This is a genomic window from Stenotrophomonas sp. GQ19, from assembly GCF_059758695.1.
In genome coordinates this window covers 19,461-44,662 of sequence record NZ_JCAXES010000014.1, presented here as the reverse complement: position 1 = coordinate 44,662, position 25,202 = coordinate 19,461, and the positions used below count along the sequence as shown (strand labels likewise).

Below are 25,202 nucleotides of genomic sequence, written 5' to 3'. Positions count from 1 at the left end.
CACAGCCAGGCACGGCATAATTGCGTCGCAGACTGGGAGTATTGATGGCCGTCACCGACAACGTTGTTGCATCCGCCCGCGCCACGCGCGCTGAGACCCCGCCCGCCGACCATTGGCAACGGTGGGTCGGCAGCGCCGCGCCGGTCGCTGCCGCGCCGAGCAACGTGGTACCGCTTACCGCAGCCATCGCAGCGGCCCCACCGCCGCTGCCGCAGGCACCGCAGGCACGCGAAGACGACCCCGCGCCGCTGGGCCTGGATGCGCCCTACCGGGTGCTGATTGTCGAAGACGACCGCTCCCAGGCCCTGTTCGCGCAGAGCGTGCTGCACGGCGCCGGGATGGAGGCCATCGTGCACAGCGACGCCGAAGGCGTGCAGCAGGCCATCGCGGACAACCGCCCCGACCTGATCCTGATGGACCTGCACCTGCCCGGCCTGGACGGCATGCGCCTGACCGCGCTGATCCGCCAGCAACCCGGCCAGCAGCTGCTGCCCATCGTGTTCCTCAGTGGCGATCCGGACCCGGAGCGCCAGTTCGAAGTGCTCGACAGTGGCGCCGACGATTTCCTGAGCAAGCCGATCCGTCCGCGCCACCTCATTGCCGCGGTCTCCAACCGGATCCGCCGTGCGCGTGCGCAGGCCGCCACCCAGCCCGGCGCCAATGGCGCGCCGGCCATGAACAACCCCGAGACCGGCCTGCCCACCCGCCACCATGTGATGCAGCAGCTGGCCGCCTCGCTGGCCCACCGCGACCATGGCGGCCTGTTCTTCATCGAAGTGGCCAGTGCACTGGGCCTGCGCGAACGCTATGGCTACGCCGCGTTCGAGCGCCTGATGGTGCAGGCCGCGCAGCGCCTGGCCGACAGCGCGCAGCCGCACCTGCTGGCACGCTTGAACGACAACAGCTTCCTGGTGCTGGCCCGCGGCATCGACGAGGAAAGCCTGGACGGCGTGGCCCAGCACCTGCGTGAGCAGTTGTCCGGGCGCGCCTTCGTGATCCGCGACGACGAGTCGGTGCACCTGCGCGGCGTGGTCGGGCATGCGCAGCTCTCGCTGGGCTTCAGCGACGCCGGTACCGCACTGGAAGCGGTGGAACGCACCACCCTGCAGGCGCGCCTGCTCAGCGCCGGTGTGGCCGCGCACGTGCGCCGCGAAGATGTCGCCGCGCAGGAACATTTGGCCCTGCTCGAAGGCCAGCTGGAACTGGCCTACCAGCCGATCGTGGCCGTTGCTGGCGGTAATACCGCCCAGTACCAGGTGCTGCTGCGGCTGCGCCAGGCTGATGGCACCGTGCTCGCCGCCGGGCAGGTGATTCCGGCCGCCGAAGCCGCCGGGCGCATCGCCGACCTGGACCAGCAGGTGCTTGACCACACGCTGGGCCTGCTCGATCTGTACCGCCATGCCACCCAGCCGCTGAGCCTGTTCGTGTCGCAGTCGCTGCGCACGCTGGCCCGCGACGCCTTCGCCGACTGGCTGCTGGAATCGCTGGCGCGCCGCCAGATCGCCGGCGAGGCGCTGGTCATCGACGTCCGCCTGCCGGACGCGCTCATCCATACCGTCACCCTGCAGCAGTTCTGCTCGCGCATGGCCGCGGCCGGCGTGCGGTTCTGCCTGAGCCAGTTCGAACCGGGCGGCGAAGCCAACGCCCTGCTCACCCAGTTGCCCCTGACCTACGTACGCATGGCCGCGCGTTTCTCCAGCAGCCACGCCAACCAGCGCACCCGCGACGAACTGCGTGCGGCCATCGACAACGCACACCGCGCCGGCCTGCAGATCATCGGTCAACAGATTGAAGATCCACAGGCGGCCGCCGCGATGTGGATGGGCGGGGTCGACTTCATCCAGGGCAACATGGTGCAGTCGGCGGGCAGTGAACTGAACTTCGACTTCCACAACGCGGTGTTGTGATGACGACCACCCAAGGACGGGTACCCCGCGCACTCTGGCTGACCGCCATGGCCGCCGCGGTTGCAGGCACCGCCGCACTGATGGCCGCCATCGGCAGCCGCGGCCCGTGGTCGCTGATTGCGGCTGCGGCGGCCGTGGTGACGGTGATTGCCAGCCTGAGCTGCGTGCAGCACTGGCGCGACACCCAGCAACGGTTGCAGCAGCTGCAACGCCGCGGCGACGCGCTGGCGGCCGAGCGCGATCAGCTGCAGCACGCGGTGCAGCAGCAGGACGTGCTGGAACAGGAACTGCTGCAGGCCAAGCAGGCCGCCGAAGCCGCCGCGCTGGCCAAGGGCGAGTTCCTGGCCACCATGAGCCACGAGATCCGCACGCCGCTCAATGGCATCCTGCCGATGCTGGACCTGATCGCGGGCGGCCAGCTGGGCGCCGACCAGCGGCAGATGCTGCAGACCGCCACCGTCAGCTCGCAGCAGCTGCTGCGCATCGTCGATGACATCCTCGATTACTCCCGTCTGGAGGCCAAGGGCCTGGACCTGGAGATCACCACGTTCAACCTGCGCGAGCTGCTCGAAGGGCAGGTCCAGCTGATGCAGCGCAGCGCCGATCCCAAGGCATTGAAGCTGTCGCTGGAACTGGACCCGGCGGTGCGCCTGTCGGTGCGCGGCGACCCGGTGCGCCTGCGCCAGGTGCTGGGCAACCTGCTGGTCAATGCCATCAAGTTCACCGAACGCGGCCAGGTCCGCGTGCGCGTGCAGCGGCTGGGTGAAACCAGCGCCCAGCACCAGTTGCGCTTCGAAGTGATCGACACCGGCATCGGTATCGACACGGCCCTGCAGTCGCGGCTGTTCCAGTCCTTCAGCCAGGCCGATGCCTCCACCACCCGCATTTACGGCGGCACCGGGCTGGGGCTGGCCATCTGCAAGCGCATCATCGACCTGATGCATGGCCGCATCGGGGTCAGCTCCACGCCGGGCCATGGCGCCACGTTCTGGTTCGAGATTCCGCTGCTGAAGGTCATCGGCGACCTGCCCGCCCTGGGCACCACCACCACCCGCGCGCTGCTGGTCAGTACCGACGTGCTGCTGGCCCAGCGCCTGGACCGCGTGCTTCAGCACTACGACATGCGCCTGCACGTGGTGGAAAGCGCCTCGGCCGCGCTGGACATCCTGCGTGCACCGCAGCGCCCCGGCATCGAGCCGGTGCTGAGCTGGGTCCTTGCCGATACCGAGGCCCTGCGCCACGGCGCCACCGCCCTGCACCGGGCCGTGCTGCGCGACGGTCGCGACCCCTTGCCCAAGCTGGTGTGGCTGCAGGGTGCCGAGCCCCTCGCGTCGGTGCTGCTGGAAGACGCGTTGCAGCTGCCGCGCGACGCCGCCGACAGCGACCTGCACGCCCTGCTCCGCCCCGCCATCGCCCCCGCCCGCCCGGCACCGCTGCTGGCCGAGGTGGTGGCCGATACCGACAGCGCTCCGTCCCCCCAGCTGGGGTTGCGCGTGCTGCTGGTGGAAGACAACAGCGTCAACCTGGCCGTTGCCCAGCGCCTGCTGCAGGTACTGGGCTGCAGCGTGGTGACCGCCACCGATGGGCAACAGGCGCTACAGCACCTGCACAGCCAGCGCGTGGACCTGGTGCTGATGGATTGCCAGATGCCGGTGCTGGATGGCTACCAGGCCACCCGCCGCTGGCGCGCGCACGAAGCCGACACCGGCGCGGCGCGCCAGCCGATCGTGGCGATGACCGCCAATGCCATGGCCGGCGACCGCGAGCGCTGCCTGCAGGCCGGCATGGACGACTACCTGTCCAAGCCGGTCAACCGCGCCTCGCTGCTGGCGTGCCTGCAACGTTGGCAAGCTAACGCGGCCCCGTCGCAGTGGCCCGCGCCGTCTGCCGAGGCGCGCGCGCCGGACATGTCGTTCGCCCCACTGCCGCCATCGGTGATGCCCGACAGCGATGACAGCCCGCTGCCCGTGCTGGACAGCAGCGTGCTCGATGAACTGGTGGAGGTGATCGGCGCGCAGACCGCGCAGATCATCGGTGTGTTCCTGGACGACACCCCGGCGCTGATCACCCAGTTGCAGGATGCCTCCGTGGCCGCCGACCTGGATCAGCTGCGCGCGCTGGCGCACAGCCTCAAGTCCGCCAGCGCCAATGTGGGCGCGCTGGCCCTGTCGGCCGCCTCGCGCCGGATCGAACAAGATGCGCGCGCCGGCACCCTGGAACGCCCCGCCGTGGCGGTGGCGCTGCTCATCGCCGAGTTCGCGCGCGCGCGGATCGCGCTGGCCGGGTATCAGAACGGCCTGCGCGTACCGCTGCAGGGCTGACTCAGTCGTCCAGCTTGGTCAGCAGGTAGTTCGGCTCGCTGATGCGTTCGATCAGGTCGAGCTGGGTTTCCAGCCAATCGATGTGCTCTTCCTCCGAATCGAGGATCTTCACGAACAGCTGGCGGCTCACGTAGTCGCCTACTGAATCGGCGTAGGCCACCGCGTCGCGCAGCGTGACCACGCCATCGCGCTCCAGCGCCAGATCGCACTGCAGGATCTCGGTGGGATTCTCGCCGATGCGCAGCTTGCCCAGCGCCTGGAAGTTGGGCAGCCCTTCAAGGAACAGGATGCGATCGGACAGCATGTCGGCATGCTTCATCTCTTCGATCGATTCCTTGTACTCATGATCGGCCAGTTCTTTCAGGCCCCAGTTCTTCAGCATCTTGGCGTGCAGAAAATACTGGTTGATCGCGGTCAGCTCGTTGTAGAGGACCTTGTTGAGGAATTCGATGACTTTTGCGTCGCCCTTCATGAGCCTGCTCCTGCTGCGTGTGAACGCGCGCACTGTAGCGCTTCGCGCCGGGGCATGAAGAAACGCGAATCATGCTCGCTACGGTGAGGTTCCGTCGACCAACGGTCGGCGGCTACCGTGGCCGCGCCCACACGGGTAGCACCCGACCGTTGGTCGGGTGGCCGCCTCAGGCGACCTGCGCCAGGCCCAACACAGGCAGCGGCAGATCGTGGGTCGCGCTGAACTTGGCCAGCAGGTCGGCTGCCATGTCCAGGCAGGAACCGCACGTGGCGCCGCAGCCGGTGCGCATCGTCAGTTCGGACACGCTCGCGACACCGCTCTGGGCGGCTTCACGGATCTGGTGGTCGGTAACCCCGTTGCAGATACAAACGTACACGTGCGGACTCGGCAGGCAGGCCAGGAAGGGCCTGCCGCTATTCCAATAGAAATGCGAATGGTTGTCAATTTCGTATCTGAATCATTCTCGATACGGTTCAGACAGGCCAGTTACGGCTGAACGCCGTGGCGCACCCCATCACGGTGCGCCCGGGTCGCCCTTGGCCTTCCGCGGCCAGTAGCCCCGCTTGGGCGGCGTGCGCTTGCGCGGCCGATCGTGCCCGGCGGTGTTGCCCGGCATCCAGGCTTCCTGGGCCGACTTGGGCATCGATTCCACCCCGGTGCCGGCCACGCCACGCGCCAAGGGCGCCAGGTGGCGCAGCGCGCGTGCATAGACCCCGCGCTTGAACATCACCACGTGCTCGACCGGGTACCAGAAATCCACCCACCGCCACTGGTCGAACTCGGGGCTGTCGGTATGGTCCAGCGTCACATGGGATTCGTCGCCGGACAGGCGCAGCAGGAACCACACCTGCTTCTGGCCGATGCACACCTGCTTCTCATTGCGCCGGATGGCGCGTGCGGGCAGCCGATAGCGCAGCCAACCCGGTGTCGCTCCGAGGACTTCGACGTGCTCGGGCAACAGCCCCGTTTCTTCGTGCAACTCGCGATACATGGCTTCGACGGGCGTCTCGTCGGTATTCATGCCGCCCTGCGGAAACTGCCAGCCATCCCGGCGCACACGTCGTGCCCAGAACACCTGCCCGTCTTCCCGCATCAGCACAATACCGACGTTCGGTCGATAGCCGTCCGGATCGATCACGATGCGGACTCCTAGAAAAATCTACTGATCCGACTTTGACACGCCCGCTGCCCACTCACAAGCGTGATGAAAAAGTGTTGACAGATCCCCGATACATCTCCAGAATTACCGGCTCCCTAGGCTATGTAGCTCAGCCGGTTAGAGCACAGCACTCATAATGCTGGGGTCGGTGGTTCGAGTCCACCCATAGCCACCAAGTTAACCCTTGGTTTTGTAGGGAAAAAGTGCAATACTTGCACGCACATATTGCCCCGTCGCCAAGCGGTAAGGCACCTGACTCTGACTCAGGCATTCGGTGGTTCGAATCCATCCGGGGCAGCCAAATAAAACAAAAGGCCTGATCGAAAGATCAGGCCTTTTGTTTTATTTGGTGCGGTTAGCTGGGCGCTATGCGCCCTGCACCCCAACCTTGCGGAGCAAGGTTGGGGTCCGCCTCGTTTACCTCCACATCCCCGCGCCTGTCGGCGCGCCCCCCTTGGACTCCAAGGGGGCTGCTTGGCCTGATGGGGTGTGGGAGGTGCTGGGCGCCATGGGTGCCGGTGGGTGGGTAGATGGCGTTAGCCATCGCCGACGGGGATGCACCGCGATAACCAGGCGATGACACGAATGCGGCCAACGGCCGGAGGATAGAAGAGCAGAATCGCGGTCACGGCCATCGCGAGCGACGCCATCGGCCTGCGGAAGGCCTGCGTGGTTGCCGGCCAGCGGCCGGCACTACCGATCAAAATCCCCAGGCGCCCGCCCCGTTTTGCCCCGCCCTTCCCATGTGCACCAGCCAACTGTCGAGGGTCGGCGCGGGTGGGTTGGCGGGACCCTGAGCCGCATGGATGCGGCGACGGAGCTTACATGGGTGAGGGCGCTTTGCTTGCGAGGCACTGCCTCGCAAGCGCCCGAACGCCCAGCCGCCAGCGGCTGGGCCGGGCCGCGGAGCGGGACTTGCAGCGTGTCCCGACAATCCACCCGCGCCGACCCAGCCAGCGGATACGCAGAGCAGACGCTCTCGCTCCGGCTCTAGCTCCAGCCTTGGCTCCGGCTCCAGCTCCGGCCCTATCGCCCCACAAACGACAAAAGCCCGGCCGAGGCCGGGCTTTTGCTGTCCTCCCAGCGGGATCCCGAAGGATCCCACGCCAGGCGCGATGGATCAGCGCTTGGAGAACTGGGTGGCGCGACGTGCCTTGTGCAGGCCGACCTTCTTACGCTCGACTTCACGGGCGTCACGGGTCATGAAGCCAGCCTTGCGCAGCTCGGACTTCAGGGTTTCGTCGTACTCGACCAGCGCACGGGCGATGCCCAGGCGGATCGCACCGGCCTGACCGGTGGTACCACCGCCAGCGGCGGTGACCATGATGTCGAAGCTTTCGGTGTTCTTGGTCAGTTCCAGCGGCTGACGCACGATCATGCGTGCAGTCTCACGGCCAAAGAACTCGTCCAGCGGACGGCCATTGACGGTGATGTTGCCGGCGCCCTTGCGCAGGAACACGCGGGCGGTGGAGGACTTGCGGCGGCCGGTGCCGTAGTTTTGAGTGATAGCCATGATTAGATATCCAGAACCTGAGGCTGCTGAGCGGCGTGCGGGTGCTCGGAACCCGAGTACACCTTGAGCTTGCGGTACATGGCGCGGCCCAGCGGGCCCTTCGGCAGCATGCCCTTGACGGCGGTCTCGATGACACGCTCCGGGTGGCGCTCAAGCGCCTGGGCCAGAGTTTCGGTCTTCAGGTTGCCGATGTAGCCAGTGAAACGGTGATACAGCTTGTCCTGCAGCTTGTTGCCGGTGACGACAATCTTTTCTGCATTGATGACAACCAGGTAATCACCGGTATCAACGTGAGGGGTGTAAACCGGCTTGTGCTTGCCGCGCAGACGGCGGGCCAGCTCGGTGGACAGACGGCCCAGCGTCTTGCCGGAAGCGTCGACGAGATACCAGTCGCGCTGGACGGTCTCGGACTTTGCAGTGAAAGTGCTCATGAAAGAACTCAAGTAGGTCGGGCTCATTACGGCGCTGAACGGCCGGAACTCTGCCACGCGTTGTGAAGAGGCGGGATTGTACTGGCCAACCCCGCCACTTGCAAGTTGCCCCCTGCCCCGGCTTGGCACGCCGCGCCCACGGGGCGAGAATCGACGGTCCCCCGCTGCATGCTGCCACCCCGCCATGACCGCCACCCGCCAGATCACCCCGCTCGATCACCTGCTGACCGAAGCCCAGCGCGCCCTGGACACGGTGTTTGGCAACCCGCCGGCCAGCCGCCCCTACCCGGCCGACACCACCCCCGACGTACAGATGAACACCCCCGAGCGCCGCCACGCGGCCGGCCTGATGCGCATCAACCACGTCGGCGAGGTCTGCGCCCAGGGCCTGTACTTCGGCCAGGCCGCCGTTGCCCAGGAAGCACAGACCCGCGCCCACCTGCTGGAAGCGGCCCAGGAAGAAACCGACCACCTGGCCTGGTGCGCCCAGCGCCTGCGCGAACTGGACAGCCGCCCCAGCCTGTTCAACCCGATCTGGTATGCCGGCAGCTACACCATCGGCACCCTCGCCGGCCTGCGCGGGGACGGCTGGAACCTGGGCTTCGTGGTCGAAACCGAGCGCCAGGTCGAGGCCCACCTGGACGAACACCTGGACACCCTGCCCCCGGCCGACCTGCGCAGCCGCGAGATCCTCAAGGTGATGAAGATCGACGAGGCCCGGCACGCCGACCACGCCGAACACGCCGGTGCCCGCAAGCTGCCCTTCCCGATCCCCGGGGTGATGGCGCTGGCCTCCAAGGTGATGAAGACCATCGCTTATCGCGTGTGACCTCCCGTCCCGGCTGAGGGGCCCGACCGGCGGCCAGACATAAAAAACGGCCCGGCGTGTTCACACCGGACCGTCATCGGCTGGCTTCCGTGGCGCCAGGTTCTACGCGACCCTGGCACCCCGGCGCGGGGCCGTCCCGCCTGTGCAGCACCGCCACGGGTTGCCCCGGGCGGCTGTCACCTGTCGCCTTACTCGGCCAGGTTGCGGCCGTGGAACAGCTCTTCGATCTCACGACGCAGCAGCGCCTCGATCTTCATGCGTTCCTTGAAGGAGATGTTCTTGGCCTTCTCTTCGAACAGGTACTGGTCCAGGTCGAAGTCCTTCAGGTGCATCTTCGTGTGGAAGATGTTTTCCTGGTAGACGTTGACGTCGAACATCTCGTAACGCGACTTGATGTTCTTGGCCAGGAAGTTCTGGATCGAGTTGATCTTGTGATCGATGTAGTGCTTCTTGCCCTTCACATCACGGGTGAAGCCACGCACGCGGTAGTCCATGATCACGATGTCCGATTCCAGACTCTCGATCAGGTAGTTCAGCGCCTTCAACGGCGAAATCACGCCGCAGGTGGCCACGTCGATGTCGGCGCGGAAGGTGGCGATGCCTTCCTGCGGGTGCGTTTCCGGATAGGTGTGCACGGTGATGTGCGACTTGTCCATGTGCGCGACCACGGCGTCGGAGATCAACTCCTTGCCGGCCTGCTTCTTGTCGATCACCGGCTCTTCCGAGATCAGGATCGTCACCGAGGCACCCTGCGGATCGTAATCCTGGCGCGCCACGTTAAGGATGTTGGCGCCGATGATCTCGGCGACATCGGTCAAGATTTGAGTAAGCCTGTCGGCGTTGTACTCTTCATCGATGTATTCAATGTAACGCTGACGCTCCTCTTCGGTGCGCGCGTAACACACGTCATAGATGTTGAAGCTCAGCGCCTTGGTGAGGTTGTTGAAACCCTGCAACCTGAGGCGAGGCAACGGCTTGACCACGGCGGTCGATCCTGTGAGTGGTGGGAAAGGGGGAATTATGGGGCAAAGTGATCGGGGGCGAAACTTGCATTGACACGAGTAGCTGTGCTTTGTTTGCCCTTAACAAATCGGATCGTTAAGCTCGCGGCACATAGCCGTGAATTGTTCATGAGCAAAGGGAGCGCCTCAACCGTGTCAACAGTGCGCCTTGCCGCAAGTCCATTGGCCCTGGATATCGCCACCATCGACCGGTTTCTGGCCCACAGCCATCGTCGCCGCTATCCCGCCCGCACCGACGTGTTCCGTCCCGGAGACCCGGCTGGCACTCTTTATTACGTGATCAGTGGCTCGGTCTCTATAATTGCTGAGGAAGAGGACGATCGTGAGCTGGTCCTCGGCTACTTCGGTTCAGGTGAGTTCGTCGGCGAGATGGGCCTGTTCGTCGAATCGGACCGCCGCGAGGTGATCCTGCGCACCCGCACCCCCTGCGAACTGGCTGAAATCAGCTACGAACGCCTGCACCAGCTGTTCCTCGGCCCGCTCTCGGCCGATGCCCCGCGGCTGCTGTATGCGCTGGGCCAGCAGATCTCCAAGCGCCTGCTGGACACCAGCCGCAAGGCCAGCCGGCTGGCGTTCCTGGACGTTACCGACCGTATCGTGCGCACCCTTCACGACCTGTCCCGCGAGCCGGAAGCCATGAGCCACCCGCAGGGCACCCAGCTGCGCGTGTCGCGCCAGGAACTGGCCCGGCTGGTCGGCTGCTCGCGTGAAATGGCCGGCCGCGTGCTCAAGAAGCTGCAGACCGACGGCCTGCTGCATGCCCGCGGCAAGACCGTGGTCCTGTACGGCACCCGCTAACCCCCGCGCGCGCGGTAGAGCCGACCGTTGGTCGGCTACTGGTCGGCTACCCGGTCAGCTCCCCCATGCCACCCGGCACGCTATTAGACACCCCACCCGGCATCCCGCCGGGCTCGGACTGCCCACGGTTGCCGGCCAGCGGCCGGCACTACCCGGCAGCACCCCACCCGACCTCCTACCCGACCTCCCGCCGGGCCCCGACTGCCCACGGATGCCGGCCAGCGGCCGGCACTACCCGGCTGTTTCCCGGTAGGCTGGCGCCATGGAGCTTGGCAGCGAATTCTATTGGTTCATCCTGATCGGCCTGGGCGCGCAGCTGGTCGACGGCGCGCTGGGCATGGCCTTCGGGCTGATCTCGTCCTCGATCCTGCTCAGCATGGGCCTGCCGCCGGCGGCGGTCAGCGCCAGCATTCATACCGCGGAAGTCTTCACCACCGGCGCGTCGGGGGTCTCCCACCTGGTGGCCGGCAATGTCGACCGTCGCCTGTTCCTGCGCCTGGCCATTCCCGGCGCGGTGGGCGGGGTCGTAGGCGCCTATGTGCTGACCCAGTTGCCGGGGGAGTTCATCCGCCCGTTCATCTACTGCTACCTGTTGGTGCTGGCGATCTTCATCCTGCTGCGTGCGGCCGGACGGCTGATGCCGGCCCAGGAAGTGAAGCGGGTGCCGGTGCTGGGCTTCTTCGCCGGCCTGCTGGATGCCAGCGGCGGCGGCGGTTGGGGTCCGGTGGCCACCTCCACCCTGCTGGCCCGGGGCGGCCAGGCGCGGACCACCATCGGCACGGTCAACGCCGCCGAGTTCGTGGTCACTCTGGCGGTCTCGATCACCTTCCTGCTGACCATGGGCCTGCAGTACCTGAACATCGTGGCCGGCCTGCTGATTGGCGGGATGATGGCCGCACCGGTTGCCGCGCTGCTGGTGAAGCGGGTCAAGGAGCGCTGGGTGCTGGTGGGCGTGGGCGTGCTGGTCCTGGCCATCAGCCTGTTCCAGATCGGCCAGGCCCTGCTGCAATGGCGCGCCGCCTGAGCCGGTTGCGTCATCCAGTCTGGAAGACGCCAGACGCATATTCAATCGCGTCGGTCAGACCGGATCGCCCGCTCGATCGACGCAGCCCCAGTTGAGGATCGGCGTGCCCGGCGGCAGCACCTGCCGGAAGTGCGCCACCCGCGAGGCCTTCGGGTTCACCACCACCGGCGCCTTGGCGGCCAGCAACAGCGGCAGGTCGGCACTACTGTCGGAGTAGGCAATGGCGATCTCGCCGTAGCCGCGCTCGCGCAGCATGCGCATCTTCTCTTCGTTGTGGCAGTGGCGCGTGGCAACCACCGCGCCCAGGCACGGACCGACCTCGGTACCGATCACCGGCACGCCCTGGTGGGCGACGAAGGTGAGGATGGCGCGGGCCAGCTCCGGCGGCGCGCCGGTGGCCACCACCACCCGGTCGCCCTGCTCACGGTGCTGGGCGAACACGTCCAGCGCCACCGGCAACAGCCGGCGGCGGATGTCCGCCTCATGGGTCAGCACGTAGCGGTCGATGGCCTTGTTGAGGTCACGCGCACGGTGCAGGCCGAAGGTGGCGATCCACACATACCCGGAAATGCCGCGGCGGCGGGTGGGCAGCAGCGCCACCAGCGGGCCCAGGATCGGGGTGGCCAGCAGCGCGGCCAGCAGCCGCAACGGGTTGCGCTTGATCAGCCAGGCAAACAGATGGCTGCCCGAGTCACCGTCATACAGGGTGTGATCGAAATCGAAGACCACCAGCGGGGCGTCGTCGCGCGGCGTTGGGTAGATCGCAGTCATGCGCTGAAGAATAGCTGACGCAGGCCCTCGCCGGGCTCTTCCACCCGCATGAACGCCTCACCGACCAGGAAGGCATGCACGCCGGCGTTGCGCATCAGGCTGACGTCGTCGGCGCCGAGGATGCCGCTTTCGGTCACCAGCAGGCGATCGCGCGGCACCGCCTGGCGCATGTCCAGGGTGGTCTGCAGCGAGACCTCGAAGGTGCGCAGGTTGCGGTTGTTGATGCCGATCAGCGGCACCGGCACCTGGATGGCGCGCTCGAGTTCGTCGATGTCGTGCACTTCCACCAGCACGTCCATGCCCAGCTGCATGGCCAGGTCGGACAGCGCGGCCAGCTGGCGGTCGTCCAGCGCCGCCACGATCAGCAGGATGCAGTCGGCCCCGAGCACGCGCGCCTCGTACACCTGGTAGGCGTCGATCACGAAGTCCTTGCGCAGCACCGGCAGCGTGCACGCGTCGCGGGCCTGCTGCAGGTAGGCATCGCTGCCCTGGAAGAAGTCCACGTCGGTCAGCACCGACAGGCAGCTGGCGCCGCCGAACTCGTAGCTGACCGCGATGTCGGCCGGGTGGAAGTCGGCCCGGATCACGCCCTTGGACGGGCTGGCCTTCTTCACCTCGGCAATCACCGCCGGGTTACCGGCGGCGATCGAGGCGCGCAGCGCGTCGGCGAAGCCCCGCACCGGCGGCGCCTGCTCGACCCGGGCGATCAGCGCCTCCAACGGCACCTGCGCGCGGCGCGCAGCCACTTCTTCGGCCTTGCGGGCCAGGATGGTGTCGAGGATGTCGCTCTTGTCGCTCATGTCAGTCAGGGTCCTTCAGGCCGGCCATTATCGGCCAGCCATGGGCAAAGCGTGAAACGGACGGCTCAGCCGTCCGCGCGGATGCGCTGGGTGGCCGCCACGTACTGCGCCATGCGCGAACGGGCGCTGCCGTCGGCAATGGCCGCCCGGGCGCGGGCCAGACCGTCGGCGATGCTGTCGGCCACGCCGGCCACGTACAAGGCCGCGCCGGCGTTGAGGGCCACGATATCCAGCGCCGGGCCGGGCTGGTTGTCGAGCACCGCGCGCAGCATGGCAATGGATTCTTCAGGGTTGGCCACCTTCAGGTTGCGACTGGCCGACATGGCAATGCCGAAATCTTCCGGGTGGATCTCGTACTCGCGCACCTTGCCGTCGCGCAGCTCGCCCACCAGCGTGCCGGCGCCGAGCGAGATCTCGTCCATGTTGTCGCGGCCCCACACCACCAGCGCGCGTTCGGCGCCCAGCTCGCGCAGCACGCGTGCCTGGATACCGACCAGATCGGGGTGGAACACGCCCATCAGCACGTTGGTGGCGCCCACCGGGTTGGTCAGCGGGCCCAGGATGTTGAAGATGGTGCGCACGCCCATCTCGCGGCGTACTGGTGCCACGACCTTCATCGCCGGGTGGTGCATCGGCGCGAACATGAAGCCGATGCCGGTCTCGGTGATGGCGCGCGCCACCTCATCCGGGCGCAGGTCGATGACCGCGCCCAGCGCTTCCACCGCATCGGCGCTGCCGGACTTGGACGACACGCTGCGGTTGCCGTGCTTGGCCACCTTCGCCCCGGCCGCCGCCACCACGAACATCGCGCAGGTGGAAATGTTGAAGGTGTGCGAGCCGTCGCCACCGGTCCCCACGATGTCCACCAGGTGGGTCTTATCGTCCACCGGTACGGCCAACGCGAGTTCACGCATCACCGTGGCCGCGCCGGCAATCTCGCCCACCGTTTCCTTCTTGACCCGCAGGCCGGTGAGGATCGCGGCCGTCATCACCGGCGAGACGTCACCGCGCATCACCTGACGCATCAGGTCGACCATTTCGTCGAAGAAGATTTCGCGGTGCTCGATGGTGCGCTGCAGGGCTTCCTGGGGGGAGAAGGTCATGCGGGGGTCCTTTGTGGTGCGGGTGCGGCGCGCTCAGCGCTGCAGGAAGTTCTTCAGCAGGGCGTGGCCATGCTCGGTGAGGATCGATTCGGGGTGGAACTGCACGCCTTCGACCGGGTGCTCGCGGTGGCGCAGGCCCATGATCTCTTCGACGCTGCCGTCCGCGTTCTCGGTCCAGGCGGTCACTTCCAGGCAGGCCGGCAGCGTGGTCTTGTCCACCACCAGCGAGTGGTAGCGCGTGGCCTGGTAGCGATCCGGCAGGCCGGCGAACACGCCCCGGCCCTCATGCCGGATCGGCGAGGTCTTGCCGTGCATGATGGTGCCCGCGCGGATGACATCGCCGCCGTAGACCTGGCCGATGCTCTGGTGGCCCAGGCACACGCCGAGGATCGGCGTGGTCGGGCCGAGCCGGCGGATCAGCTCCAGCGACACGCCCGCTTCGTTGGGCGTGCACGGGCCGGGCGAAATCACGATGCGCTCGGGGGCGAGCGCAGCGATCTCATCGACGCTCAAGGCGTCGTTGCGCACCACCTTGACCTCGGCGCCCAGCGTCTGCAGGTACTGCACGAGGTTGTAGGTGAAGCTGTCGTAGTTGTCGAGCATCAACAACATGGTCAGGGTCCGTCTTGAATGAGGAAAATGGCGTACACGTTTTCATTGAAGCTGATCGGCCCGGCCTGCACCGATTCCGGCGGACGCATCGAGCCAGTCGCTTCGACACTGCTCGGCGGCTGCGGTGGGGCTGGTCGGGCAGACCACTTTTCCGCACGCGGCCAAGTGCCTGCCTGCACGCCATAGGCGAAGCTCGGCGCTACGTCGGAGATGCTGTACAGGCCGGTGATCCGGGCCCCATAGGCCTCGGCCAGCCCCTTGGCGGACTGCCGCGTCTGCGCGGCCGCCTCGGCCTTCAGCTCGGCACGCAGCGCGGCCTCCTTGGAGTAGCCGGGCTGCAGCGCGGTGATCTGCAGGTCTTCGTTGGCGTTGGTGTCGCGAAGAAAACCTTGCAGCGCCTCGGTACTGGCGAAGCTCCCGCGCACGCGGCGGCTGACACGCGTCCCGGCAAATACCTGTTTGCCGTTCTCATAGCGGTGCTCAGGTTGAATGGTCAGATTGTCCGCCCTGACCGTATCGGCCACGGCCCGATGCCGTTTGAGCGCGGCGAGCACGCTCCCCACGTTGTCCTGCACGCGGGCACGCGCTGCATCCGGCTGCATGTCAAGCGCCTTCACCAGGAGATCCACGCTGAAACGGTCGGGCATGACTATGCGCGTCCCCTCCCCCTTCACCAGCAGATGCGGCTGTGACGGGATGGAATTGGCCTGCGCCCATGCGGGGGCGGCCGCCACGGCCAACGTCGACGACAACAGCAATGCGCTTACCAGCTTCATGCAGTGTTCCTTGTCAAAAGAGTGGAGCGGAGCGTGCCGGACGTGCACGAGCGCACCGCAACGGGCCGGAGGCCTTGTCGCGAGGGGTCACAGTGCAGGGGTACGCCAGGGGACAGCAATCAACACGCTCCTGTTGGGGGGAGCCGCCGTGCCGGGGAGCGTTGAACTGGATCTTGCCCGCCGATACGGCGGCAAGGTGCGGTCCGGGACCGCGACGACCTGCCGCTTCCTATTGGAAGCGCCACCACTTGGCTACGTTGTTCAGCGCGGTGCAGGTCATGGGATAGCTCTGAGGTTTCAACCGGATGCAGAGGCCCTGAGGGGCCGTTGCGGCGTACGCGGCTAAGCGTATCAGATCCCGGCTGCCGGGGCGCGGAGGATGCGGGCAGGTCCAGATCGGGGCATGGCATTCAGGGGCAGCGCCACGGGTGACGCAATTGCCACGGCAATAATGGGGCTGCGTCCCAGACCAGCGGATTGGCCCCCGCTGGTCTGTGACCCGCCCTGCACTTACCGTCCTGCGCAGTTGAGGCCGCCATTCCTGACCGCCACCCTTCCCCGCAGTTTCAGGAGCATAGGAGCGTCAGGATGGCGCGAGTGTTCATTGTCGTGGGCGACGGACTCAGCAGTGGCGGCAGTGTGGTCACCGGTTCGCCGTTCACCGATATCGACGGGCACCCCATGGCCCGCGTGGGCGACCGCACCCTCTGCCCGGCGCACGGCCCTGGCACCATCATTACCGGCGATGGCACGCTGATTGTGGATGGCAACGCAGCGGCCAGGCATGGTGACTGGGTGAGTTGTGGGTGCCAGTTGATTGCGGGGCGCCAGTCGTTGGTGTTTGTGGATGAGGGCGCTACATCGACCACCAATGTGCCGGCACCGGCCCCGTCGCGCGAGGCAGGGACTACCTCGCGCTCCCCGGCAGCGCAGCCGGAGCCGGGATCCACATTTATATCAAGGAGAAGGGCTCCAGAATGCTGGGGCGAGGATCATCAGATAGAGGTGGCCACAGATGCATATGGACGCTACTACCTTGTATATGACGAGAACGGAAATCCGCTAGAACTAAGTCTGCGAAGAAAATTCAAAATTTTCGTCCCGTTGAAATCAACAGGCAGCGTGGAAGTACTGGTCCGGATCAAGGCGGCTGCTGTGCAGACTGATGCTGAGGCCGATGAAACAGTGTCCGAAGAGGACATGGACGCAGCCAAGGCACGGATGGAAGCCGGCATCCAGACACTGTGGAACAACAAGTTCACGATGGATGTATTCGACCCTATCTGTGGAATCAGAACCTTACCCATAGACTTCAAAGTGGAGTGGGTCGCCAGAGGCCATCACTACGCGATGAATGTGAGTCCAAGCGAATTGCGTGAGCACGTCGTAAACATGAACATCAACGTGTGGAAAGAAACAACGACGTGGACCTTCGCCCATGAGTACGCGCATTGCTTCGGCGTAGCGGACGAATACTCCTACCACCGGGTAAACACGTGGGCATTGAAATACTATCGTCCTGATGGAACATTGGACCCAGAAGCCATACGAATTCCCGTCAACAAGCCAGATGACGATCCAAGCGCCACCATGATGTCAACCCAGAACAACACCAAGGTCGAGCTTCGGCATGCGTGGCAGATTGCCCTGGAAGCTCAGGCATTTCTAAAGCGTCACACGGGCAGGGATATCCAATGCAGCGTCAGATAGCTCTTTGCATCGCAATGGGATTCATCAGCATACTCAACGCGGGAGATCGCCCCATGGACAGAAACCCTGACTTTGAAGTCACTGCAGGCTGCAAGGGGCAAGCACCTTGTATCTTTGATGGCCGCAGGATCGACTTCGAGATCAGCGTCAGGAACGTCAGGGACTCTTCCATCCATCTCCCCTTGGAATTCATTCGTTACGGAGGCCCTTACATTGTTCTTCATGACAACCGTACGCAACGTCATCTGACGCTTCCCTCGCACATGTTCGATGGCGCCCTTCTATCTAACCTGACAGTGGTAGCACCAGGCCAGTCGGTGTCTATATCAGCATCCATCGATGCCTCCTATCTGGAGGCATGGGGAGGCGCAAGTGCAGATGTGACCGCCGTGGTAGAGCTCGGCGCCCCCTTGGAAGGCTCCACAGAATTCCGTCTGATTGGAAAGACTGAGCTTCGAATCGTCGGAAGCAAGGCCGCCAGACGCCAGGGGTAAGCAATACGCCCCTGCCAACACGCCATTGCCTACCGTCTCAGTCGGCAGGTTGAAGGCCAGCCGCCCCGATCCGTCACCCCGGACTCACAGCCCCTTGGCCGCCTGCGCCACGGCACGGAACAGCGCGCGGCCCTTGTTCATCGTCTCGTCCCATTCCTTGCCGGGATCGGAGTCGTACACGATGCCGGCACCGGCCTGTACGTGCAGGCGGCCGTCCTTGATGACGGCGGTGCGGATCGCGATGGCGGTGTCGGCATCGCCATGCCAGCCGATGTAGCCGATGCTGCCGGCGTAGACGTTGCGCTTGATCGGCTCCAGCTCGCGGATCACTTCCAGCGCGCGGATCTTCGGTGCGCCGCTGACCGTGCCGGCCGGGAAGGTCGCACGCAGCACGTCGGCGTAGCTCAGGCCCGGCTGCAGCTTCCCGGTCACTTCGCTGACGATATGCATGACGTGGCTGTAGCGCTCGATGACGAACTGCTCGCCCACTTCCACCGTGCCCGCCTGCGAGACGCGGCCGGCATCGTTGCGGCCCAGGTCGATCAGCATCAGGTGCTCGGCGCGCTCCTTGGGATCGGCCAGCAGTTCGGCTTCCAGGGCGTTGTCTTCGTCCACCGTGGCCCCGCGCGGGCGGGTGCCGGCGATCGGGCGCACGGTGACGTTGCCATCCTGCAGGCGCACCAGGATCTCGGGCGAAGAGCCCACCACCTGCACGTCACCGGTGTCCAGGAAGTACATGTACGGCGACGGATTCAGCGCGCGCAGCGCACGGTACACATCGACCGGGCGCGCCTTGAACGGCACGCTCAGGCGCTGGCTGAGCACCACCTGGAAGATGTCGCCGGCGCGGATGTACTCCTTGGATTTGTCGACCGCGGCAATGAAGCCCTCGCGGGTGAAGCCGGACACGAAGTCGTTCTCGTCGAGCACGTCGCGGGTGATCGGTGCCGGATAGCCCGCGCCCGGTGCACGCAGCTTGGCCACCAGCGCATCGAGCTTGGCCTGTGCCTGGTCCCACGCTCCGGGCTGGCCCGGGTCGGCGTGCACGATCAGGTACAGGCGGCCCTTGAGGTTGTCGAACACCGCCAGCTCTTCGGAGTGCAGCAGCAGGATGTCCGGCGTGCCCAGTTCGTCGCGGCCACGCGGCGGCGCCAGGCGCGGCTCGATGTAGCCGATGCACTCGAACCCGAACCAGCCCACCAGGCCGCCGGTGAAGCCCGGCAGGCCGGCCAGCTTGGGCACCGAATGGGCGCTGCGCAGCGCCTCGACCTCGGCGAACGGGTCGGCCACCTCACGGGTTTCGACCACCTGTCCCGACTCGCTGATGGTCAGGGTGTGGCCGTGGAAGGCATACACCCGGCGCGCCGGCAGGCCGATGATGGAATAGCGCCCGAAGCGTTCACCGCCCTCGACCGATTCAAACAGATAGGTATGCGGGCCGTCGGCGAGCTTCAGATAGACCGAAAGCGGCGTGTCCAGGTCGGACAGCACTTCGCGGACGACGGGGATGCGGGTGTGGCCTTCAGCGGCCTGCTGCTGGAACTGCTCGAACGTGATCAAGACGACTTTCCTTCCGGGATGCGGCGGGGGTGGGACGGACGACGGCAACAGGCCACCATCGCCACCAACGGCGAGCGGAAGAAAGGGTATGCGGGGTCGTCAGAATGGACACCCGGTGACTGTATCGCAGCTGGGGGTGCCAGGGAAACCCTGGCGGCCCGCCACGTTCGGTCAGGGCGGCGACAGCAGGTGGCTGCCCGGGTGCAGGTGCATGCGGACCCGCGCGGCCACGCATTCGATGCGGAAATGGCGGGCCTTCACCGGCTCACCGTCCAGGTTGAGGGTGATTGGCTGGTCGGCCTCGATCTCCACCCACGGCGCGCGGGTGCGATGGGCGACCTGCTCCAGCGCCCCCTGCTTGCCGCCCTTGAGCAGCGCGCCGATGGTCGAGGCGACTTCGCCGGTGAGTTCGGGAATCACGGTGACATCGAGCAGACCGTCGTCGATCACCGCATCCGGGCACAGCACCTGCCCGCCGCCGGCCTGGCGCCCGTTGCCGATGCCCAGCGCGATGAAGCCGCCCTCCCAGTCGAAACCCGGCGCGCGCAGGCGTGCACGGATCGGGTCGATCCGGCCCAGCCGCGAGATGCCGGTCACCAGGTAGGCCAGGCCGCCGAGCACCTTCTTCAGGCCTTCATCGGTTTCCACGGTGACCTCGGTTCCGAAGCCGCCGCTGGCGACATTGGCGCACCACCAGCGCTTGCCGTCGGCATCGATGTTCAGCAGGTCGACCGGGCGGGCGGCCTCCTGCGCGATCAACGTCAGTGCTTCCAGCGGCGCATCAGGAATGCCGGCGGCGCTGGCGAAATCATTGGCGGTGCCCAGTGGCACCAGCCCCAGCGAAGGCAGCGCGTCGGCGGGCTCCGGCCGGTGCGCGAGGGTCTCGGCCACTTCGCTCAGGGTGCCGTCACCACCGGCGGCGATGATGGTATCCACGCCGTGGTCGATCGCCTCGGCCACGTAGCGCTCGGCGTCGCCATCCTCCCAGGTCACCCGCACCTCCAGCTGCACACCGCGCTCGCGCAGGGCGTGCACGGCCTCGCGCAGATCCGTGTTGCCGGTGGACTTGCCGTTGAGGATCAGACGCCAGCGGGTACGGCTCATGCAGCACTTCCACGAGAGGGGGAGGCGCAGGCTAGCAGGGCCGCCGTCGAGGCCGGTGAACGTCATCAAACGGTCACCGAAGGCCGGGAGAATGAAAGGCCATAGCAGGGACGATGGATGGAGGCAGGATCAGCCTCCGACTCATTTCTCCAGACAGTTGGCTTTGCGCACATTTCCAAGGCCACAACTGGGTGGATACTCGCATAGACACCCCCAGCTTCGACAGAAGGCTGGGCGTTTCTATGCGTCACCACAACGCGGCCCGGAGCCCTGGTGCCCCATACGTACTGTCCTCAGGAGCAACGAGCACGGTGACCAAATGGCATATGGCACTTAGGCCTCACACCAAAGCCGCACCCGTGAGAATGAAGGTGGTCACCATAACTGCAGCAATAAGCATGTTCAGCATGGCCGAACTCTATCACCACGGTCAGGCCTGCTGGTGCACCTACACGCCTCTCGTCCATTACTTAACCGGCGAGCGTATCCGGACGTAATCCTGCTGCGCCAGCAAACACTGGTGACAGTTGGCAACACTGGTAACCGTCACACCGCGTCGATCCCCGCAGGTGGGAGTGGACAGCCGCGCGAGCTCAAATTCCGCTCCTGGCTGCCGCTAGACGGCGGAAATGCCCGCATTTCCAGGTAGGAAACTTCCGAATCGACCGTAAGGGTGACCCGCATCACGCGCACCTTGAACTGGCCGCCAGCAAACACCCCGAAACCATTGCTACCCTTTCTCGCATGACCAAAGCTAAGGATATGGCGTGGCAAGGATTGCTATTGTCGTGGGTGATAGGACCAGTAGCGGGGGAACGGTCCTCACCGGCTCGCCCTTCACCGATATCAATGGAATGGCGGTTGCTCGTGTAGGTGATAAGGCCTTCTGCCCCAAGCACAAGGGACCCTTTCCAATCATCACGGGCGACCCAACCTTCATAGTCGATGGCCAGCCTCTGGCCAGGCACGGCGACTACCTGGCATGCGGCTGTCAGGTACTGGCGGTCAAGCAGAGCACGGTTTCAGTGGAATCAGGCGGCAGCGGTGGTACTCGCAGCGGCCCTGCTGCCGCCGCTACCGCAGCTACCGCCACGGCCTCACCCGCCGGGTTTGTGCCAAAGGGCACTATCCCGCAGGGATCCCCGGCCTCGCCCCCGCTCAAACAGGACATCGTCCTGCACTACCACTACGGCGACCTCGACCGCACCCCGGTGCGTGGCGTCGCCTATCAGGTAATGCTGCCGGACGACAGCGTGGTGACCGGCAATCTGGATGACGACGGCCGCTCACGCATCCCGCAGGTAACAGTCGGCCCCGCGCAGATGGTGCAGGTGCTGTTCCAGCCTGACGTGAGCGACGACGATGATGCGCCCATTCTGGCTGCCCGCGAAAAGGTCAAGCTCGCGTTGGATGCCATCGTGGCCCAGACCCGCACCGACATGGCCGCTGAGTGGCAGCAATGGGACGATGCCGGTACGGCCAAACGCTGGGGGCTGCAGCGTGGCAACCAGGTGCTGGGGGCCGGGCAGGGCGCATGGGACTACGTGGCAGGGACCGTAGAGACGGCGGTGGACCTCGCCGTGCTCATGTACAAGACCGACCGTGAGATCAAGGAATGGACCCGGCTACTGCTCACCGGCGACCGCGACGGTATGGACCGCAAGATCGCCGCGATGCGCGCTGCCGGCGGCAAAGTGATGGCGGTTGCCAGCGAGGCCAAGGAGCTGTTCAACCTGCTCATTGAAGACCCGGCCATCACCCTGCAACTACCCGAGTTCGGCAAGGCCTGGTGGGAGGCCGTGCCACCCGATGAACAGGAGCGTATACAGGCACGTTTCAGCTCGCAGATCATGACCGATGTCGTAGTGTCCATCCTGCTTGCGGCCGTGACCGTGGAGCTGGGGGGCGCAGGCGGGTTTGGTTATGCTGCGGCAAAGGCCGGCAACACCGCCGCCCGTATCGGCAAGCGGTTGCTTCACTTGATGGAGGAAGTTGAAGACGCCTTCAAGGGCCTGGCGAAGGCATTGCGCGCACGCAAGCGGCGCCAGGGCGATGGGAACCGAACGCCTGATGGCAGCAGGACCGTGGAAACCAAGCGGCTGCCCAAGCGGATGCCGCGCAAGGATCTACCCTGCTTCAGTCCGCAGAAGCTGCCAGCGTCCAAGTATCCGGAGATGGACCGGCAGTTGAAGGGGCAGGAGCAGGGGCTCAATGATATGAGCGTTGATGAGTACCTTGAGGCGCGGAAGGCATTTGATCCGAAGAATCGGGATAGAACGGTCGCCGAGGCGGCTAGAAAGCAGTACAAGCGCGATATTTTGGAGCAAAAGGAGAACGAGCTAAAAGATCTTGGAATCGATAGAGAGACGCGCAAGAGAATGGCTGCCGAGCACGCAGATGAAACAATGAAGGTGATGCACGCGCTTCACAATCCAGACCTCGTGGCTGGGGGCAACGACAATATTGCCGACTTCGGTGATGGCCAGGTTAACTCGACCATTGGGCGGCAGTGGAAGCATGCCAAGAAAGGGCGAGCATCGCGTATCGATGAGTTGGACGAGGCAGCGGCCAACGTTCCTGTGAGCGAAAGAAGCAAGACAAAAATGAACGGCGGACTGGAGCGTTGCAGATGACTCATATGGTTGACGAAGATTTCGAGTATTTCTATCAGAACTCCGGTTTCGGACCCGCAATTGACACGCAGCCTGCGGGGGAAGCCACCCTGGCCTTCTATCGGGGAAAGGTTCCCGACAAGCTGCTTGAATACTTGGCCGCCTATGGCTTTTCCGGCTACGGAGATGGCCTGTTCTGGATGACTGATCCAGCTGAGTATTCTGAGGTTCTCAATGCTTGGATCTACGGCACACCGTTGTACGGTACGGATGACTTCTATGTTATCGGTCGGACGGCATTCGGGCGGCTGATGGTTTGGGGAACTCAAACGGGTCCGTGCATGACCATCCTGTCGATGACGTCAATGATCTTTCCAAAAGACAATTCAGCGTGGATGAGCCAAGGCAAGGGCAATTTTCTGGCGTCGAGTTGGCTGGAGCACCTGGATAAGGCCGATCTGGATGAAGATGACGAAGCCGGCAAACTACTATTTGAGAGAGCACTGAAGAAACTAGGTCCGTTATCACACGATGAAATGTATGGCTTCGTCCCCGCGCTAGCCATGGGCGGCCCGTGCCGCCTCGACCACTTGAAGAAGGTGAAGGCTGTCGAACACCTTATGTTCCTGGCCCAACTTGGAGAGCCAGAAATCATGATGGACATCGTGAAGGAAGCGAAAGGCCGTGGCCTCTGGAAGTAGCGGGCGTTTTATGACGGTGGCTGCACCAGTGCGGCTATGCATAAGCTGCCAAGCCGCCGCCATTTCGCGGCGGCGGATAGCCAGATCAGTGTTCGATGTGGGTCAAGCAGCGTGCTCAGCTTTGGCTTGTCATTGCAAAATTGGCCTTTGCACCGGGCGGTTGACCAACTGCATATCGACGCCATCCAGATCAAGCGTTGAGATGCCCATGGCCCCGTTCACCAAATCAGTGGACACCCTGGCGTTTTCGGGTCCCTACCGACCCTAGCCAGGAACGCGGCCCGTATCTCATCGTCGCTACCGCGTGATTCCAATCTATTGTGGAAACCTCGGCGCAGCCATGAGGTTTCCAACCTTCGTCACGAGCGCTGAGTAGGCATCTTCGGCAACGCGCGCCACCGCCTCGCGAAGCTGCTGCGCCCTGATTTCAAGGGTGCGGCCTTTTTTGCTCTCCGTGGCACCGCCCGCCCCTACCCCGTCACACTCTTGCGCGCTCCTTCCACGCTACGTCCCAGAATGCACACGGCCTTGTGGAACAGGCCACCGGTCGCCGCTAACGTCTTGGGCCGGCAACTACCGAGCACTGCTGATGGACTGGCAAGCGATGTTGAACGAGCTCAATCAGGCGATTCTGGACAACCTGGCGAACAGCGCACCCGATGTACTGAGAGACCGCATCAATGGGCCGGCCGAAGAGCAGGAGCGATTCCAGCGTGTTGTCACGGCCACCAAGGAGGCGCTGAGCGGGGAACGACAGTGGTTCGGATGTCCCGGGGCGTCCGAACAGGAAATATCAGCACGGGAGGCCCACCTGGGTGTGGCCTTTCCTGACAGCTATCGCGCGTTCCTGAAGGCATCCAATGGCTTCATCATTCCGGGTAGCTTCAACGGCCCATTGCTGCCGGTGTCGGAAGTGCAGCTGTTTGGCGAAACGAATGCGTGGATATGCGAACTGTGGGCGGAAGCCGATTACCCAGAGATCACAGCGGAGAGCCGCTTGAAGGGGTTGATCCGGGTCTCGTCCACCGGGCTGTGGGACAGCGACTACCTGCTGGTTGAACCAATGCCCCCAACCGCTGACTGGCCATACACGGCCTACTGCTATGACCGCATGGGCGTGAACGAGCTGGAGACCTTCGCGGACGTCATTGCCGGAGAGATCCGGTGGCAGAAAAGCATGGCGGGCGCTGGATGACGACGTGGAGCAGCGCGCGGGTCGGCCCGGTCGGATCACGTCGCGTGTGCTTTTAGGTACGAAGTTTCCCGCCCTCTACATGCGGAATGCTGGCGATCTTCTGCTGGGACAGCCCTGTGGCCTTTTGAATCGCATGCCCGTCCACGGGACACACAGGGCGCTCTCGCGATGGGCTGCATTCGCCTTTCAGACGTTCATCGGCTTCCGCCACGCTTCCCATCAGCTCGGCAAAAAGTTGCGTGTCCATGGTCATGTCCAGCTCCCGATCCATGCCCGTGTGAACGCAGG

General features: G+C 65.0%; 24 protein-coding genes and 2 tRNA genes. 12 read left to right on the top strand and 14 right to left on the bottom strand.

Features of this window, described 5'->3' with window-relative positions:
* Positions 1 to 20 precede the first annotated feature (20 nt).
* Positions 21 to 1,907 carry an EAL domain-containing protein gene (locus tag AC6CHL_RS19920; RefSeq protein ID WP_425598290.1) on the top strand — a complete coding sequence of 629 codons (1,887 nt, stop codon included), beginning with the start codon at positions 21 to 23 and terminating at the stop codon, positions 1,905 to 1,907.
* Positions 1,907 to 4,228 carry an ATP-binding protein gene (locus AC6CHL_RS19915; protein ID WP_498295924.1) on the top strand — a complete coding sequence of 774 codons (2,322 nt, stop codon included), beginning with the start codon at positions 1,907 to 1,909 and terminating at the stop codon, positions 4,226 to 4,228. The genes AC6CHL_RS19920 and AC6CHL_RS19915 overlap by 1 nt, the downstream gene beginning before the upstream one ends.
* 1 nt (position 4,229) lies before the next feature.
* On the opposite strand, the gene bfr is transcribed toward AC6CHL_RS19915, so the two are convergent.
* From bfr to AC6CHL_RS19900, 3 genes are all read right to left on the bottom strand, one after another.
* Positions 4,230 to 4,700, bottom strand: a complete 471-nt coding sequence (gene bfr, locus AC6CHL_RS19910; RefSeq protein WP_128096615.1) for a bacterioferritin — start codon at positions 4,698 to 4,700, stop codon at positions 4,230 to 4,232.
* Between the two features lie 166 nt (positions 4,701 to 4,866).
* Entirely contained in the window at positions 4,867 to 5,076 is a 210-nt protein-coding gene (locus tag AC6CHL_RS19905) for a (2Fe-2S)-binding protein (RefSeq protein ID WP_038685797.1), read from the bottom strand.
* Between the two features lie 138 nt (positions 5,077 to 5,214).
* The gene (locus tag AC6CHL_RS19900) at positions 5,215 to 5,838 is read right to left on the bottom strand and encodes an RNA pyrophosphohydrolase (RefSeq protein ID WP_038685796.1); all 624 of its coding nucleotides are present in this window, start codon (positions 5,836 to 5,838) and stop codon (positions 5,215 to 5,217) included.
* Positions 5,839 to 5,957: 119 nt separating this feature from the next.
* Between AC6CHL_RS19900 and AC6CHL_RS19895 the strand changes: the two genes are divergently transcribed.
* A tRNA-Met gene (locus AC6CHL_RS19895) sits at positions 5,958 to 6,034 on the top strand.
* A 51-nt stretch (positions 6,035 to 6,085) separates the two neighbouring features.
* Positions 6,086 to 6,160: transfer RNA gene (locus AC6CHL_RS19890), tRNA-Gln, on the top strand.
* Positions 6,161 to 6,979: 819 nt separating this feature from the next.
* On the opposite strand, the gene rpsI is transcribed toward AC6CHL_RS19890, so the two are convergent.
* Positions 6,980 to 7,372, bottom strand: coding sequence for a 30S ribosomal protein S9 (gene rpsI / locus AC6CHL_RS19885; protein ID WP_017354549.1), 393 nt, complete (start codon positions 7,370 to 7,372; stop codon positions 6,980 to 6,982).
* Positions 7,373 to 7,374: 2 nt separating this feature from the next.
* Positions 7,375 to 7,803: a 50S ribosomal protein L13 gene (gene rplM, locus AC6CHL_RS19880; protein ID WP_038685795.1), complete on the bottom strand. Its 429-nt coding sequence runs from the start codon at positions 7,801 to 7,803 to the stop codon at positions 7,375 to 7,377.
* Between the two features lie 184 nt (positions 7,804 to 7,987).
* Between rplM and coq7 the strand changes: the two genes are divergently transcribed.
* Positions 7,988 to 8,632, top strand: coding sequence for a 2-polyprenyl-3-methyl-6-methoxy-1,4-benzoquinone monooxygenase (coq7, locus tag AC6CHL_RS19875; protein ID WP_038685794.1), 645 nt, complete (start codon positions 7,988 to 7,990; stop codon positions 8,630 to 8,632).
* Positions 8,633 to 8,820: 188 nt separating this feature from the next.
* Here the strand turns inward: coq7 and speD are convergent, their stop codons facing one another.
* The gene (speD, locus tag AC6CHL_RS19870) at positions 8,821 to 9,615 is read right to left on the bottom strand and encodes an adenosylmethionine decarboxylase (protein WP_025874620.1); all 795 of its coding nucleotides are present in this window, start codon (positions 9,613 to 9,615) and stop codon (positions 8,821 to 8,823) included.
* Between the two features lie 147 nt (positions 9,616 to 9,762).
* On the opposite strand from speD, the gene crp reads away from it, so the two are divergent.
* Together crp and AC6CHL_RS19860 are read left to right on the top strand one after the other, a co-directional pair.
* Positions 9,763 to 10,452, top strand: a complete 690-nt coding sequence (gene crp / locus AC6CHL_RS19865) for a cAMP-activated global transcriptional regulator CRP (protein WP_038685793.1) — start codon at positions 9,763 to 9,765, stop codon at positions 10,450 to 10,452.
* 262 nt (positions 10,453 to 10,714) lie between these two features.
* Positions 10,715 to 11,476, top strand: coding sequence for a sulfite exporter TauE/SafE family protein (locus AC6CHL_RS19860; protein WP_038685792.1), 762 nt, complete (start codon positions 10,715 to 10,717; stop codon positions 11,474 to 11,476).
* Positions 11,477 to 11,530: 54 nt separating this feature from the next.
* Here AC6CHL_RS19860 and AC6CHL_RS19855 read toward each other — a convergent pair whose 3' ends face one another.
* The 5 genes from AC6CHL_RS19855 to AC6CHL_RS19835 all read right to left on the bottom strand — a co-directional run bounded on the left by AC6CHL_RS19855 (position 11,531) and on the right by AC6CHL_RS19835 (position 15,538).
* Positions 11,531 to 12,247: a haloacid dehalogenase-like hydrolase gene (locus AC6CHL_RS19855; protein ID WP_447595943.1), complete on the bottom strand. Its 717-nt coding sequence runs from the start codon at positions 12,245 to 12,247 to the stop codon at positions 11,531 to 11,533.
* Positions 12,244 to 13,047 carry an indole-3-glycerol phosphate synthase TrpC gene (gene trpC / locus AC6CHL_RS19850; protein WP_038685790.1) on the bottom strand — a complete coding sequence of 268 codons (804 nt, stop codon included), beginning with the start codon at positions 13,045 to 13,047 and terminating at the stop codon, positions 12,244 to 12,246. Before trpC ends, AC6CHL_RS19855 begins: the two co-directional genes overlap by 4 nt.
* Positions 13,048 to 13,112: 65 nt before the next feature.
* Positions 13,113 to 14,150, bottom strand: coding sequence for an anthranilate phosphoribosyltransferase (gene trpD, locus AC6CHL_RS19845; protein ID WP_038685789.1), 1,038 nt, complete (start codon positions 14,148 to 14,150; stop codon positions 13,113 to 13,115).
* A gap of 33 nt (positions 14,151 to 14,183) precedes the next feature.
* Positions 14,184 to 14,762 (bottom strand): anthranilate synthase component II, encoded by a 579-nt coding sequence (locus AC6CHL_RS19840; protein WP_448134618.1) that lies wholly within the window; start codon positions 14,760 to 14,762, stop codon positions 14,184 to 14,186.
* Between the two features lie 2 nt (positions 14,763 to 14,764).
* The gene (locus tag AC6CHL_RS19835; RefSeq protein ID WP_498295919.1) at positions 14,765 to 15,538 is read right to left on the bottom strand and encodes an SIMPL domain-containing protein; all 774 of its coding nucleotides are present in this window, start codon (positions 15,536 to 15,538) and stop codon (positions 14,765 to 14,767) included.
* 588 nt (positions 15,539 to 16,126) lie between these two features.
* On the opposite strand from AC6CHL_RS19835, the gene AC6CHL_RS19830 reads away from it, so the two are divergent.
* Together AC6CHL_RS19830 and AC6CHL_RS19825 are read left to right on the top strand one after the other, a co-directional pair.
* On the top strand, positions 16,127 to 17,248 hold the full coding sequence (locus AC6CHL_RS19830; protein ID WP_498295917.1) for a PAAR domain-containing protein: 1,122 nt from the start codon (positions 16,127 to 16,129) through the stop codon (positions 17,246 to 17,248).
* 53 nt (positions 17,249 to 17,301) lie between these two features.
* Positions 17,302 to 17,742 (top strand): hypothetical protein, encoded by a 441-nt coding sequence (locus tag AC6CHL_RS19825; RefSeq protein WP_161578743.1) that lies wholly within the window; start codon positions 17,302 to 17,304, stop codon positions 17,740 to 17,742.
* Between the two features lie 84 nt (positions 17,743 to 17,826).
* On the opposite strand, the gene trpE is transcribed toward AC6CHL_RS19825, so the two are convergent.
* Entirely contained in the window at positions 17,827 to 19,302 is a 1,476-nt protein-coding gene (gene trpE / locus AC6CHL_RS19820; RefSeq protein WP_478070277.1) for an anthranilate synthase component I, read from the bottom strand.
* Positions 19,303 to 19,473: 171 nt separating this feature from the next.
* Entirely contained in the window at positions 19,474 to 20,406 is a 933-nt protein-coding gene (gene yegS / locus AC6CHL_RS19815; protein ID WP_038685784.1) for a lipid kinase YegS, read from the bottom strand.
* Between the two features lie 767 nt (positions 20,407 to 21,173).
* Between yegS and AC6CHL_RS19810 the strand changes: the two genes are divergently transcribed.
* The 3 genes from AC6CHL_RS19810 to AC6CHL_RS19800 all read left to right on the top strand — a co-directional run bounded on the left by AC6CHL_RS19810 (position 21,174) and on the right by AC6CHL_RS19800 (position 24,914).
* Positions 21,174 to 23,039 carry a polymorphic toxin type 15 domain-containing protein gene (locus AC6CHL_RS19810; protein WP_498295915.1) on the top strand — a complete coding sequence of 622 codons (1,866 nt, stop codon included), beginning with the start codon at positions 21,174 to 21,176 and terminating at the stop codon, positions 23,037 to 23,039.
* Positions 23,036 to 23,719, top strand: coding sequence for a GAD-like domain-containing protein (locus tag AC6CHL_RS19805; RefSeq protein ID WP_498295913.1), 684 nt, complete (start codon positions 23,036 to 23,038; stop codon positions 23,717 to 23,719). The genes AC6CHL_RS19810 and AC6CHL_RS19805 overlap by 4 nt, the downstream gene beginning before the upstream one ends.
* Positions 23,720 to 24,308: 589 nt before the next feature.
* Complete coding sequence (locus AC6CHL_RS19800; RefSeq protein WP_428712128.1) at positions 24,309 to 24,914, top strand: SMI1/KNR4 family protein; 606 nt, start codon at positions 24,309 to 24,311, stop codon at positions 24,912 to 24,914.
* A gap of 52 nt (positions 24,915 to 24,966) precedes the next feature.
* Here AC6CHL_RS19800 and AC6CHL_RS19795 read toward each other — a convergent pair whose 3' ends face one another.
* Positions 24,967 to 25,161 carry a hypothetical protein gene (locus AC6CHL_RS19795; RefSeq protein ID WP_498295911.1) on the bottom strand — a complete coding sequence of 65 codons (195 nt, stop codon included), beginning with the start codon at positions 25,159 to 25,161 and terminating at the stop codon, positions 24,967 to 24,969.
* Positions 25,162 to 25,202: the final 41 nt, after the last annotated feature.